The sequence below is a fragment of the Chitinophaga sp. 180180018-3 genome, assembly GCF_037893185.1.
GTDB lineage: Bacteria > Bacteroidota > Bacteroidia > Chitinophagales > Chitinophagaceae > Chitinophaga.
The window spans coordinates 3,729,504-3,744,177 of the sequence record NZ_CP140772.1; the positions used below are offsets into that span (position 1 = coordinate 3,729,504).

The 14,674-nt window shown below is 48.3% G+C and carries 10 protein-coding genes; 2 read left to right on the top strand and 8 right to left on the bottom strand.

Annotated elements, in window-relative coordinates:
* Positions 1-21 precede the first annotated feature (21 nt).
* From galB to UNH61_RS14730, 7 genes are all read right to left on the bottom strand, one after another.
* Positions 22-2,544: a beta-galactosidase GalB gene (gene galB / locus UNH61_RS14700; RefSeq protein ID WP_326992709.1), complete on the bottom strand. Its 2,523-nt coding sequence runs from the start codon at positions 2,542-2,544 to the stop codon at positions 22-24.
* Between the two features lie 92 nt (positions 2,545-2,636).
* Complete coding sequence (locus UNH61_RS14705; RefSeq protein WP_326992710.1) at positions 2,637-3,995, bottom strand: carbohydrate porin; 1,359 nt, start codon at positions 3,993-3,995, stop codon at positions 2,637-2,639.
* Between the two features lie 47 nt (positions 3,996-4,042).
* A complete protein-coding gene (mgtA, locus tag UNH61_RS14710) occupies positions 4,043-6,760 on the bottom strand; it encodes a magnesium-translocating P-type ATPase (protein ID WP_326992711.1) in 2,718 nt (905 codons plus the stop codon).
* An 11-nt stretch (positions 6,761-6,771) separates the two neighbouring features.
* Positions 6,772-6,969, bottom strand: a complete 198-nt coding sequence (locus UNH61_RS14715; protein ID WP_326992712.1) for a hypothetical protein — start codon at positions 6,967-6,969, stop codon at positions 6,772-6,774.
* 86 nt (positions 6,970-7,055) lie between these two features.
* Positions 7,056-7,229 carry a hypothetical protein gene (locus UNH61_RS14720; RefSeq protein WP_326992713.1) on the bottom strand — a complete coding sequence of 58 codons (174 nt, stop codon included), beginning with the start codon at positions 7,227-7,229 and terminating at the stop codon, positions 7,056-7,058.
* A gap of 440 nt (positions 7,230-7,669) precedes the next feature.
* A complete protein-coding gene (locus tag UNH61_RS14725; protein WP_326992714.1) occupies positions 7,670-9,703 on the bottom strand; it encodes a beta-L-arabinofuranosidase domain-containing protein in 2,034 nt (677 codons plus the stop codon).
* Positions 9,704-9,705: 2 nt separating this feature from the next.
* Complete coding sequence (locus UNH61_RS14730; protein ID WP_326992715.1) at positions 9,706-12,225, bottom strand: alpha-L-arabinofuranosidase C-terminal domain-containing protein; 2,520 nt, start codon at positions 12,223-12,225, stop codon at positions 9,706-9,708.
* Between the two features lie 180 nt (positions 12,226-12,405).
* On the opposite strand from UNH61_RS14730, the gene UNH61_RS14735 reads away from it, so the two are divergent.
* The gene (locus UNH61_RS14735) at positions 12,406-13,272 is read left to right on the top strand and encodes an AraC family transcriptional regulator (protein ID WP_326992716.1); all 867 of its coding nucleotides are present in this window, start codon (positions 12,406-12,408) and stop codon (positions 13,270-13,272) included.
* Here UNH61_RS14735 and UNH61_RS14740 read toward each other — a convergent pair.
* Positions 13,269-13,547, bottom strand: coding sequence for a helix-turn-helix domain-containing protein (locus UNH61_RS14740; protein ID WP_326992717.1), 279 nt, complete (start codon positions 13,545-13,547; stop codon positions 13,269-13,271). The genes UNH61_RS14735 and UNH61_RS14740 overlap by 4 nt on opposite strands.
* A gap of 172 nt (positions 13,548-13,719) precedes the next feature.
* Here UNH61_RS14740 and UNH61_RS14745 point away from each other — a divergent pair, with 172 nt between their 5' ends.
* The gene (locus tag UNH61_RS14745) at positions 13,720-14,595 is read left to right on the top strand and encodes an MBL fold metallo-hydrolase (RefSeq protein ID WP_326992718.1); all 876 of its coding nucleotides are present in this window, start codon (positions 13,720-13,722) and stop codon (positions 14,593-14,595) included.
* Positions 14,596-14,674: the final 79 nt, after the last annotated feature.

Here is a 14,674-nt window from a genome sequence, read left to right on the forward strand (position 1 = left end):
TCAATTGGCAATTTTTGATAACTACAACACGGTTACCATCGTTGAGGCGCTCCCTAACCCCGGGCTGGATGCCCTGACGATGATCTTCCCTTTACTGCCTTTTACAGCTTTTACAATGACCTGGGCCATCCCGTTATAAGCGGGGCGTTCACGTTCCGGGAATGCCACCAGGCAGGTAGCATCGCCGTTATCGGTAGCCACAATGTTACCCGGGCCTTCGATGGAGAATTTTACCGGGGGATGGGAACGCGGTACGGTATTCCCTGCTTTGTCTTCCACCCGGAGCGTGATGTAGCAAAGCGTTTCCCCATCACCCGGTATCACTTTTACCTCCGGCTGCAAGTGCAGTTGCGATGCCTCGCCGGTTGTTCGCACTACATCTGTTGCCCAGATTTTGCCCTGTTTATATGCCACTACTTTCAATTCTCCGGGAGTATACCTGATGCTGTCCCAGATCAGTCTGAACTCTTCACCGGGGCCTTTTGTTCTGATACCCATGCTTACTCCATTCAGGAAAAGCGCTGCCTTATCGCCCGAGGTATATACCTGTACAGGCACTATTGAATCCTTTCTTTCCGGCCAGTTCCAGTGTGGTAATATATGCGCCATCGGGTAATCCGGCCGCCAATGCGCCTGATAGCTGTAATAGCGGTCTTTCGGGAATCCGCAAAGATCCACTATACCGAAGTAGCTGCTTCTTGAAGGAGGGTTTTTCTTCTTTATTTCCTCCAGCGCCTGCTGCAACCTGGCCCTGCTGGCGGTATCAGTGCGAAAATTAAGCAGGTTGGTTTCATCAGAATTATAGGGTGTTGGTTCTCCGAGATAGTCAAAACCGGTCCATACAAATTCTCCGAGCAAATGCGGGTACCGTTGAAGGGTCCGGAACTGCTCATCCGGCGAGCATCCCCAACCGGGCCAGGCATTGTCGTAGGAAGAAACCTGCCAATGTTCATATTTATCATGGAAGAAGTACTCTCCCCTGGAGCTTACACAGGAAGATGTTTCACTTCCTATCGTTGGCTTTCCGGCATAGCGGGGATCCTTATCCCAACGGGCCTGCTGCCCAAAGAAATAGTTCACGCCCATGAGATCGAGCGCTTCAGCAGCGCCTGAGTTACGCCCTCCATCGGGGTCGTTATAAGCATTAGAAACCGGTCGCGTGGTATCCTCCCGGTGAACGATGGCGGCCAGTTCTTTCGTTATATCTACGTTCTGCTGATCCATTACTTCATTGCCTATTGACCATATCATCACCGAGGGGTGGTTACGATCGCGGTGTATCATGGCCTGCAGATCTCTTTCGTGCCATTGCGGAAACAGTTTATTATAATCGTTCTTCCGCTTACCGGTTTTCCAGGCATCAAAGGCCTCATCCCAGACCAGCATTCCCATTTGATCTGCCAGCTCCAGCAGCTCCGGTGCAGGCGGATTATGCGAGGTACGAATAGCATTGCAGCCCATTGCTTTCAATATGGTGAGCTGTCGCGCTATCGCACCACGGTTTACGGCCCCGCCCAATGCGCCAAGGTCATGGTGGTTACAGACTCCTTTTATCTCTACTCTCCTGCCATTTAACAGAAACCCGTCGCGGGCGCTGAAAACGATAGACCGGATGCCAAAGGGCGTATAGTAAGTATCTGTTATCTTTCCGGCTACTGTCACCGTGGTTTGCGCCAGGTAGAGGTTGGGCTTTTCAATGCTCCACAGACGGGGCTTCGGAACCGATAACAACATACCGGATGGCACACTGCCACCAGCCGGAATATGTAACACCGCACTGGCCTTCTCTGTAATCCGTTTGCCTTGTTTTCGTCCATCCGGCGATTCATAAATGACGGTGCGTACTACTGCATCAACGGGAGTTGTTCCGTCGTTGTTCACCTTTACCTGTATATCAGTTGATGCTGCTTCAGCCGTGATCTTTGGCGTAGTAATAAAAGTACCCCATCCGGCAACGTGTACATTGTTTGTTTTCACGAGCCATACATGCCGGTAAATACCAGCCCCAGGGTACCAGCGCGAATCCCAGCTTTCAGTATCCAGTCGTACGGCTATTACATTATCGCCGCCTGGTTTTATGAATGGGGTGATATCAAAGCGAAAAGAATTATAGCCATAAGGCCATTCTCCCGCAAATTGGCCGTTCACCCATACTTTCGCGTAGGCCATTGCTCCGTCGAAGTCGATGAAGATACGCCCGGCGGCATCTGTTTTTGAAATAGTGAATTGTTTACGGTACCATCCAATGCCCTTCCAGGGCAGCTTTCCGGTGTTACCTGCGAGCTCGATTCTGAAAGGTCCGCTGATAGCCCAATCGTGAGGAAGATCCAACTGCTGCCAGGCCTGATCATCAAAAGCCGGCATCTCCGGATGTAATGGTTCTGCTTTAATGCTGCCATCGGCCTGTGTGCCATAACGCGCAAAATGCCAGTCTTCATCAAATAATGTTGTGCCGGCAGCGCCACTTCTGTTAACAGTAATCTGCCCCCACGCAGTTCGAACGCAAAGGCAGATCACTGCCAGTAATAATATCTTCTTTAACATCTTCTATTTAAAAAAGTAAAGATAAATCACCCCCTACTCCTCCATTTCTGCTATATTGATATATGCCAATACTTTTTTGCTTTTCAAAGACATCAGAACATAATATGTGCCCTCAGGCCAAAAACATGCACAGGGCCTCTGTCTTTATTATACCCCGGATGATTCACGAACTGATAATCGAATGTCACCTGGAAAAACTTCGTCAACAGTGCATTATAATAGGCCTCTAATATATTCTCATGGCCGTAGTTAAGTGCACCGTCGCCAATGATGAAACCATATCCTCCGGCGGCCAGGAAATCGCGGTGCTCCCGGGAAATTCCATTCACTACATCAGCAACGCCGAATACATCGCCCGGCCGTTTCCATTTTGTGCCTTTTATGGCGATACCTCCGCTGACTGTTCTGTCGATTTCTGTAAAAGCCCAGGTAGCATACTTACCATCGTTCCAGCCTACGCGGCAAAAAGCGCCTATATCGTCTGTGAGCTGCTGATCAATGCTTAGCCCCAGGCCGTATTTGTGGCCGCCATAAGAGCCGCCCTTTGAGTTACCACGGATAACGCTGAGCACAGACGTATCTTTGCCATTCAGCAGCGCCTCCATCCCCTGCGCGTATGAAGGCGCCCTGGAATAGGTGGTGCTGCCAATTACTCTCACGGCTCCGGTACGCTTGCCGAATTTCAGCTTGTGCTCATACTCAAGGGTTTCAGAATGAGCGTCGATGTTATATTCCATCGTGTGATAATTGGCAATACTTGGTACTGCCACAGTAGATACTCTTACTGCATAGGTAGGTTTAATGAGCTCCACTACCAGGCCCTCCGTATAGCCGCGGGTGTTAGCCGGGTAATCCCAGGCGCCATTAGCCCAGAGAGCCCAGTTTAAGAACTGTGTTCTCGGATCTTTTGAATAACTATTATCATCATAGAAATCGGCGATGGCAAATTTACCTGCACTGATGGTGATCCTGCTCGTAGGGATCCTGTCGGCTACCTGGTTCACATCGTCGCTCACGTCTTCATAACCGGTATTTCCCAACGGGATATGTTGTTGCAGATAAGCCCGGGCAATAAACACCTGTGGCTGTACGGCTCCCACACGATAGGTTTCTCCATTCAATGCACCAGCCACACCGGATGCCGAACTAAGCCCCTTACCGCCAGACACTTCCGGGTTGAAATAGAAAGTGGCATTCTTCCATAATCTGCGCCCTATGAACAAGGTGGCTGTCAGGCTCTGCGCGGTAGGCTCTACGGTATCGGCCAGGGAATTGTCGCCTCTGTAAGGTGATTTGAAACCGGAGTGTCTTTGCCCGATGATAGTTGTCTGGAAATGGATACTCCATTTGGATTTAGGGGCAGTACTATCCGCGTTACTCTGCGCGGAAGCAGCTTGTGTAAAACTGAACAATGCTACAATAGCAGTAATTACCTGTAATTTGATAGCCATAAAAAAGCGACGTTTAGAAATTTGAATGCTTCAGTTTTAATACGGTTTTACAACCATTGATTGAATTTTCTGATATACCAATTCTTGATCAGTTGGGTTAATACGCAATAGCTGAAAAGGATGCCGAACAACCACGGGAAATATGCCATTGGCAAGGGTTGCATCTTTAGATCCGCTGCAAAAGGCGTAAAGGGTATGGTAATACCGATCAGCATAATGAGCGTAGTCAATGCCAATACCGGAGCAGTAGCCCAGCTTTGAATGAAAGGAATTTTCCTCGTACGTATCATGTGCACTATCAACGTCTGGGAAAGTAATCCTTCAATGAACCAGCCACTCTGGAACAGGCTCTGATGTGCATCGCTGTTGGCTTTGAAGAAGAAGTACATCAGTGCAAAAGTAGCATAGTCGAAAATGGAGCTGATCGGGCCGATGAAAATCATGAACCTGGCGATACCGGAAGCGTCCCATTTCTTGGGCTTCTGCAGGAACTCTTCATCCATCCTGTCCCACGGAATAGAGATCTGTGATATATCATACAACAGATTCTGGATCAGGATTTGTACCGGCAGCATAGGCAGGAACGGCAGAAATGCACTGGCGCCCAGCATACTGAACATGTTACCGAAGTTGCTGCTGGCAGTCATCTTGATGTACTTGATGATGTTCCCGAAGGTTCTTCTGCCATAGATTACACCTTTGCGCAGCACCATCAGGTCTTTCTCCAGCAGAATAATATCCGCACTCTCCTTCGCAATATCCACGGCAGTATCTACGCTGATGCCCACGTCTGCATCGCGGAGGGCGGCTGCATCGTTAATACCATCTCCCATAAAACCAACGGTATGCCCCTTCGCCTGCAGCAGCTTTACTACCCTGGCTTTTTGTATAGGACTGAGTTTAGCGAGGATAGCTACATCTTCTACCTGCTCCTGCAATTCCTCGTCGGTCATGCTTTCCACGGCAGAACCCAACAGGATCTTGTTATAGTCGATCCCAACATCGCGGCATATTTTCTTCGCCACGATTTCATTATCGCCGGTAAGCACTTTCACGCTCACACCCAGTTTCTGCAATGCTTCAATAGAGCTTTTGGCAGAAGGTTTCGCCGGGTCGAGGAAGCCGATAAAGCCAGTCAGTACCATGTCTTTCTCATCTTCTACTGAATAGGTAAGCGCACGATCATCAAACTCTTTGATTGCTACCAGCAATACCCTCAACCCTTCTTCATTCATCTTCCTGGAAGTGTTGAGTACAATTTTTCTCATGGTCTCATCCATGGGAATGATGGTATCGCTTTCGATATGCAGCTGCTTATCTTCACCTGGATCGAAAGCACGATTGCATAGTCCCAGCATTTCCTCCACAGCGCCTTTACAGATAAGCAAATGCCGGCCATTGCGCTGTTTCAGGATCACCGACATACGACGCCGGTGAAAGTCGAACGGAATCTCATCCACTTTCAGGAAGTACTCTTCTACTTTCAGATAATCATGCAACTCTACGTGCTCTAATACGGCATGATCCAACAGATTCTTCAAACCAGTCTGATGGTAACTGTTGAGGTACGCCCACTTCAGCACTTCATCATCTTCTGCGCCGAAAACATTCAGGTGCTTTTCCAGTACAATCTTGTCCATGGTCAGCGTACCTGTTTTATCAGTACACAGGATGTCCATCGCACCGATGTTCTGAATAGCATTCAGACGTTTTACAATCACTTTGCGCTTGCTCATGTTCACGGCGCCTTTAGCCAGATTAGCGGTAACGATCATCGGCAACATTTCCGGCGTCAGGCCCACTGCCACGGCAATCGCGAAAAGAAAGGCTTCCATCCAGTCGTGTTTGGTGAGCCCGTTGATCAGGAATACCAGCGGCACCATCACCAGCATGAAACGAATGAGCAGGTAACTCACTTTGTTCACGCCTTTATCGAAACTGGTTTCAGCCCGCTTGCCAACAATGGCGTTGCTGAGAGAACCAAAGTAGGTTTGATTGCCGGTGGTAACTACAATGGCGGTGGCAGATCCGCTTACCACGTTAGTGCCCATGAAGCAGATGTTGTCCAGTTCCAGTGGTGATTTAGTGTCGGTATCGCGGATAGGAAGATTGCGTTTCTCCACGGGCAAACTTTCCCCCGTTAGCATCGCCTGGCTGACGAAAAGGTCTTTCGACTGAACAATGCGACAATCGGCGGGTATCATATCGCCGGCAGAAAGGAAAATAGTATCTCCGGGAACGATTTCTTTGATGTCGATTTCTCTTTTGAAGCTTCCTTTATCGTCGGTATTACGCAATACAGTAGCAGTTGTTTTCACCATGCTTTTCAGCTGTTCTGCGGCCTTGTTGCTTCTGAATTCCTGAATGAACCGGAGCAGCACGCTGAACAATACCATGATCGATACTACGATGATCGTTTTAAAATCACGGTCTGCTGCCGGTGGAAGTACTACATCGGTGATGATAGATATGGCGGCGATCGTCAGCAGAATAAATATAAAGGGGTTAACAAAAGCCTTTAGCAGCTGTTTATACCAGGCTGGGGCTTTTTCATGCATGACTTCATTCAATCCATATTTCTTCAGCTTCTCTGAAACCTGCCACTCTGATAGGCCTTCGGCTCTGCTGTCGAGCATGGCATAGAAAAGGCCATCCTCGCCTCTGGCAACATTCCTCAGCTTTACAACCGCTTCATCATTCATTCCATTTGTGCTGGTGGAAAAAGAAAAACGGCTCTTGATATTGCTTGTTACTGTAGCTAACATCGGGTTTTATTTTATTTATTTCTCTTCTTATTTAATACCATAGGCGCCAGAACAACAACAATGACGCAAAGGCCGATAACATTATATTGAAACAAAGGCAGCGTGCTCTGCGGATTAAGATGATAGCCCAGGTTCATATCTGCCAGTATCACAACTATCGTCAATACTATTAGTGCAACTGCCCAGCGGGCTTCTTTCCTGGTTCTCATTTTAAATTTATTTGCTTACCTGGTGGTACACAGGATGCCAGCATAGTGAAAGCTGCTATGCAAACCGGTACCACAAAAATGGCGGATCACCTTCCCGTTATCTTCGTGCAGAACAGGATGCCTGCAGCCAGTCGTCCGGAATGAAGGGAAACAACATATTCAGGTGCTAAAAAAGAAATGCAAGGTTTGATCCCGGTTGCCGGCAGTTCATTGAAGCCGGTATGGTTCACGGGTTTCTTAAAGGCTCTGATATTAAACATGACTTTGATTTTTTTCCCATCAACGAGATAACCAAAGTCATCTGTACAATGGGAGGTTAATAATTAAGGTGGCTACTCGGAGGTTGCGAATCCATTGTATTTTTCAGTTTTTAATCGTTAATAATTTCTTTAACTGATTGCGCTGCAAAGCTAGCTAACCCATTGAAAATTGACATTAGAGCAGGGACAAAATTTTATTAGAAATTTATTAGAAGAAGATGGAGGGCCAGATTGGCCGGCCGATGCGGGCATCGCATTAGTAAACAAACTTAATTAATATATCTTTTTACTTATATTATATTATTGGGGTAGGAAGACAGCTGCCTCAGCAGCATTACTGTCATGGATTAAAAATGAATGTCCGCAAAGATAGGCGGAAATTATTATTAACAGGCTCAGCTTACCGGAAGTTTGCTGAGCCTGCATTCTATAGTGATGGGTCAGTTTTTTACGGGCAGCCATACCTTATACGCCGAAGGGTGCTCCCTATTGGCCAGTGTGAAGAAGGGCACTGCTATGAAAGCATCAGGGCCGGTGATCACATTCACTCCTCCCAGCATTCCCGGTTTGAATGTCATCTGCAGGGCAGCATTGTTGCTGATCGTGATGTTGTTCAACGCAGCATTGTCTGCCGCTTCCAGGCCATAAACGACAGGACCCGCTGCGATAGCTGCTTTTCCACGAATGGTTGCTATCGCCTGATTCGGGAAAACGAGTCGCGGCTGCACCGGTAAATGCAGCGTTATACGGTCGTTCTTCTTCCAGCGCCGCGTTATTACTGCATATCCGTTGACCGGATTTACCGGTATAGGTTCCCCATTTATTTGCATGGTAACGGTATCGGCTATACGTGAATAATATAAATCCTGGTTATTTTCCTTTCCCTGTGCCCAGCCTGGTATCCGGACCTTTATCGTAAATTCACCTGCTTTTTCTGGCAGCACCTGGATTTGTGTTTCGCCTTTCCAGGGATACTGCGTTACCTGTCTCAATACTACCTTACCTGCTTTATTCAGCTTGCTTTTGAACTCACTGCCAACAAAAAGATTCACATAGAGGCCGGCGCTATCGGATGCGTAAATAAATTCCGGCAGTGCCGACACCAGTTTGAGTATCATGGGCGGGCAACAGGGACAGCTATGCCAGGCCCAGCGCCGGTGGTCGGTGGCAGTCAGCGGGTTCTCGTAAAAATAGTGATCACCCGACAGTGAGATGCCTGAGAGCAGGTTGTTATAGATCACCCTTTCAAATTCGTCCATGTACTTTCCATCTGCCAGGAGCTGGTTCATACGTTGACTGAAGAACGCAGATCCAATGGCAGCACAGGTTTCGAGGTAGGCTGATTCGGGAAGAAAATAGTCGGGGCCAAACTTTTCCTGATCGGCAATGGCTCCTTCCCCGCCGGTAATGAACATACGTTTCCCGGTCATATTGTTCCAGTAGCGTACCGCAGTAGCCAGGTACCCAGGCTTATTATCTTCCAGTGCCATGGCTGCAATGCCTGTAGCCAGCAGTGTAGCACGCACGGCATGCCCCTCTATGGTTTGCTGTTCAGGAACTGGCGCCTGATCCTGATTATAAGCGCCATCACTTTTACGTGCATGGCTACCGTCACTGTTGCCATAGTTTCCGCGGTTGCTGATCCAGAAACGGGCAAGGCTGTCGTATTGCGCCGCGTGAACCGGCGCGCTCAGCCTGTTTTTCAGGGCCGGCGTATTTTGAAACAGCCAGCTGAGTTTCAGCAACGCTTCCTCCGGGCCGCCATGGCCCGGGATAATGTTCTGTTTTGGCAATGGGCCCATCTGTGTGCACATATAATTACTCAGTTTCACGGCTACGTTTAACAAAGCTGTTTTGCCTGTTGCCTGGTAGTAATGCACGGCTGCCTCCACGAGCATTCCGGCATTGTAAACATCGTGCTGCCATTTATCGTCGCCGTTGTTGGTACCCCAGCGCTGATCCGGTCGATTAAGGGTAGTATAGGTATTTAGATAGCCGTCGGGATCCACTGCCTGTGCAGCTGCGATCCGGCTGATATATGCGTCTATTTTACTTTCCAGCCGCTTATCGGGGTACTGGCGCAGCAGGTCGGCAGCGCCTCTGATGGTTTCATACACCAGCCCGTCGTACCAGGGCGGGCCATCGAAAACCTTTGTATTCTTATCTCCCCTGGCCACCCGGTCGAAATTCAGAAAAGCATTACGGGTTTTGCCTGTTGTTTGTTTTTCTGCTATCAGGTCGGGCCTGTCCGGCTCATAGTTTCCTTCGAGTTTATCGAAAACATCGTATACCGTTTTGGTGGTCCACACCCTGAATTTAGGCGACCAGAAGGGATCCTGTATGTGTACCTCCTGCAGGCTGGCCGGACGGATGATTCGCCGCTCCGGGGGCGTCAGCTGCGCGCGTGCCGGGATCGATATTAAAAATGGAACAAGTGGCAGTACAAAGGCCTTTAATCTGAAACATACAATCATGTCTATTGCTTTATCCTGGTGAAACGTAGAATGGTATAAGCGTGTGCGGGGAACGTATAATTCAGCTTGCCGGCAGTTAAGCTGGTGGCGCCTTGTACAGGCGCTATATCAGCTATACCGGGCCCGTTCTCCGCCTGAGGAGCACCGGCCAATGTTAAGCTGTATACTTCACTTTGCAAAGATTCAAAATTTTCCAGTTCCACTACGGTGGGTGCTGGTTGTGCATTGGTATTCACTACGTGTAATATCAGCGTATCTGCGTTCCCGTTAGTAGTAGCCGTAACATCGAGGTCACCTGTTACAGCTTCTTTTACCCGTAACGGCGAATGCTGGCCGGCAGCCATTTGTTGCGCATAGTAGGGAGGCATTCCCCAGACTTTATCGGCTGTAAAGAAGATCTGGCCCTGATCCCAGCCATTATCATTCTGCAGCCAGGGTTGTAACGCGTTAGCCGGACAGGAAGCAAATACGAAATCGCCGTGCCGGCGCACGGCATTCAGCGTAGTGGCATGCCCTAACGCCCGCTGCATATTATGCAGGTTGCCGTTTTCTTCAAAGATCACACATTTCATAGTAGTAGCCGGATCCCATTCATGAAAAAGTGTCCGCATCTTCGAAAGCTCCTTATCTGTATCTGTTCCGGCGTTTGCATTATCTGCGCCGGGATGAAAATCCCAATAAGCAGCTTTTCCGTTCACCCCACGAAACACTTTCGCCATGTTGGGAGATCCTGGCCGCCACCAGGCGGCGCAGATCAGTTTCACTGCTGTATCTTTCGATCTGATGGCATGGTGAAGTAAGTTAAACCGTTCGGTATAATGCGTGTAATCGTTTGCGTTATCGCCCCTGAAAATCCCCTCTTCATTTCCTATCTCTATATACTTTATACCATAAGGCCGGGGATGGCCGTTAGCAGCACGTTGCTGCCCCCAGGGTGTGGTTACCGCGCCATTCAGGTATTCCATCATATCGGCTACATCTGCTGGCGTTTCTTCGATGTTAATGGCAAAGGCAGGCGTTATGCCGGCGGCTTCACAGAATTGCAGAAATTCTTCAATGCCAAAGCCATTCGTGGAAAATTTGTTCCAGTGGCCTGTGTACGGAGGTCGCTGTTCCCGCGGGCCTATCATGTTCTTAAAACGATACCCTTCAGCATTTACCATAGAACCACCGTAACGCATAAACGTTATTTTTTCATTCCGGATAGCATGAGCAATATCGGCCCGTAACGGAAGACTATTAAACAGCCTGCCTCCTTCCGGCATCAGCGATACGGCATCTACATATATTTTCCCTTTCCTTTCTATATAAAGGGCCCATCTTGCCTGAGCATCAGTGCTGCCGGGCGTAAGCCGGAATGAGTATTTCCGCCATGAAGGATCTTTGATACTGATGACCTGCCGCGCATAGGTAACTGTTCCAGCACTATTCTCCAATGCAACTATTACCTGTGCCGGTACGTCGCTGCCGCGCAGCCAGAGGGATCCGTTTAGCTGCTCCCCTGCGGTTACAGCTATTCCCCAGCGGTTCAGACCCCGGTTAGCCACTCCTGCCCTGCCTTTGTTCTGTGCCTGCTCTATCACCTGCGCGGTAACACCATGCCATGCACTATCCTGTGTAAGCGTAAGCTTTGCTCCCGGATGCCCGTCTGAAACGGGATCCCAGCAATCGCTTACCTGCTGGCTGGCTGTATAAAGGAGTGGCAGTTGAGTGGTGTCGCTGCCGCTTATGAAAACGGTATTGCGGAATGCAGCAGGGCTTCGGCTGGTGATAAGACCGAGTTTACCGGCCGGTAAGGGATTGTTGGTATCTTCATAAACAATCACCGGTTCTTTATCATTGTTCAACCAGACTTTTATTAACTGGTCCTGCATGGATACCCTGATGCGGTTCCACCGGGTAGTATTCAACGCTATGGCAGCTTCTTTCAACAGCTGATAGCCACGCACGTGCCGGCTCAGCTGTAACTGCCGGCCATCACGACTCACACCAATTCTATATCCGGTAAATGCATGTTCGCCTATACCGGTGCCGGATACACGAAAAATAGCGCCGGCCATATCTCCTTTGGATTCCGGAAACCGGATATCGAACATATAGGTGCCATTCTTAACTATCAACGGGTCGTACACCAGCCTGGCGTGATCGTCGGGCTCTACTCCTATTTCTATACCACCAATGGAGCGCAGGGTATTTCTGCCCGGTACTATCGATACACTACCTGCACCATATTCCCTGTCAGCTGCCCAGTAACCGGAATTGCGCTGCCAGTCTTTGTAATTCACGCCTGACGCCGGTTCTTCAAAACTTTCTCCAAAAATCATCTGACTATAGAATCCTCCGTATATCTCGTGATTGACGTCTTCGATGCAGGAGCCGTAGATGGTGGATGGTATCTGATTCATTACCTGCCCGGCATTGATCCTGATCCGGTTCTCCTGTGCTGCAGTATCATGAAATAACAACAACAATGAGGCCTGACAAATCCATAGTGGCAACGCTGAAAACCTGACTGGAAGCATGTATGCTAATGTTTACAATAAAAAATCAACTATTTCCGCGGAGCAAATTTGCATTTTATATCAAATCCACGATAGCACTATCTTAGCCTGAAATTGAACCAGATTGACGAATATACATAGTAGTCCCCGGCAACCAACCTGCCATTATTTTTCCTATCTTATCCTTCCTATATTGTGCTCATGAAATTGTACAGGGAAAATATCATTCATTCACCCAATATACTCGTTGTTAAGGAAGAACGTTTTACGGTAAACGAGTTTCCGCTTCACTATCACCCGGAATATGAGCTGATACTGATTTTGAGCGGGTCGGGCAAGCGGTTTGTGGGAGATAATATATCAGAATTTTCCTCCGGCGATCTGTGTTTTTTTGGGCCTAACCTCCCGCATACCTATAGCAACAAACATCTCACCGGCAACCGGAATATCCACCAGATTGTTATCCAGTTCAACGAAGAGTTCCTCGGTAAGGGATTCTTCGACCGGCCTCCATTCAAACAAATCAGGATGCTGCTCGACCAGTCTGTACGCGGATACCGGTTCTCGGGTCATACACTGAAAACGGTCAGCGGCATGATACAGTTGTTGTTACAGCTCGACGAAGCCGCCACTATTATTCAGTTGCTTTCTATACTGTATACACTTTCATTATCAACAGAATTTAAACTTCTTTCCAGCAGGGGTTTTAGCAGCAAACTGGATCATGCTGAATCTGAACGCATGGGAGCAGTGCTGGATTATATCCTGAAAAATTTCAGGGAAGATATTACGTTGAACAAAATTGCTTCCATTGCTTGTATGTCGCCCGAAGCATTCTGCCGGTACTTTAAGAAATATACACGTAAAACATTTTCGGCCTTTCTGACGGAGGTGCGTATTGGTCATGCCTGCAAACTGCTGCAACAGCAAAATATAGTAGTAAACCAGGTTAGCCTGCAATCGGGCTTTAATAGTATTTCCTACTTCAACCGGAAATTCAAATCTATGATGAAGAAAACTCCTTTGGAATATCAAAAAGAACAAAAATCACTAGCGACCAATGATTAGTCATTCCTGTTGTGTTCCCGACCCCATGCTCTCATGGCATCAATGATTGGCAATAGTGTACTGCCGAGTGGCGTTATCCGGTATTCTACCCTGGGAGGTACTTCTGCAAAAACAATTCTCTCTATCACTCCATCTGTTTCCAGCTCGCGAAGCTGATTGGTAAGTGTTTGTTTGCTCGCCTCTGGCATACCTTTCTGCATCAGGCTATATCTGTTCACATTATTGCGGATAAGGTGTATGATCACCGGCTTCCATTTACCCCCAATTATATTCATGCAATAGGTTACCGCACAATTGGTGGGGTTAAAATTTTTTGTCTTCCTGACACCTGTATTTCCCATTAGTCTAAAATTATAGTCCAGGCCAATAATTCTGGTCTTAGACTGCAAGTCTAGCCAGAAAAGAGAAATTTGCCAACAAAATTTACCAGGAATAAAATTCAGGAAGATGACAAACCAACAGCCCCCTTCAGCTATACGAAGCTTTACAGCAGTTGCCAATGATCATATTAAAATCCTCGTAGTCACCGACGGAGATGTACGTTACAGCAGTGATTGTTTTGCCCCGGGAATAAAACGGCCGGCGCTGAACGGCATTCGGGCAGATGCCAGCGATTATATTAGTCTTGCTAATAATATTCTTGTACTCATTTCACCGCCACATGTAGTGCTGATAGACACCGGTAACGGCTATACGTCTGCTCCGGAAGCGGGTTACCTGCCCACAAACCTGCAGGCGACGGGAATTGATCCTGCTGATGTTACCGACATCGTACTTACTCACGCTCACCCGGATCATATCAACGGCCTGGTAAGCGGAACCGGGCAGCTGGTATTTCCCAATGCTGCTATACATCTGCCGGAAGCGGAATATGAGTTCTGGCAATCAGCAGCACCGGATTTTTCCAAAAGTAAAAACTCATTGGCAACGCTGCAGCAACTGCAACAGGGCATCCGGAAAGTACTGGCCGCCACCGGCAGCAAGCTCCGGTTGTTTAATACTTCGGCGCCGCTATTCCCTTTCCTGCGGCCGATTCCCGCGCCGGGGCATACACCGGGGCATAGTATGTTTGAAGTAACTGCCGGCACAACAACATTTATTCATATGGCAGACATCTGTCATGATGCCGAAATACTATTTGCGCGGCCGGAATGGGGAACCATCTTTGATATCGATTTTGAGCTGGCTGCGCAAACGCGCCGGCGGACGCTCGGGGAGCTGGCTGATTCCCGGCAACTGGTATTTGCTTATCATTTACAGTGGCCGGGGTTTGGGCGGATAGTGCGTGTTGATGATGGATTCAGATGGGAAGCGGGTTATTAAGGCTTTATTTTAGCCTCCAGCTCTTCAATGTGTTTCTTCTGTGCATCGGATGGCCCGATGCTACTTTCATTAATACTGG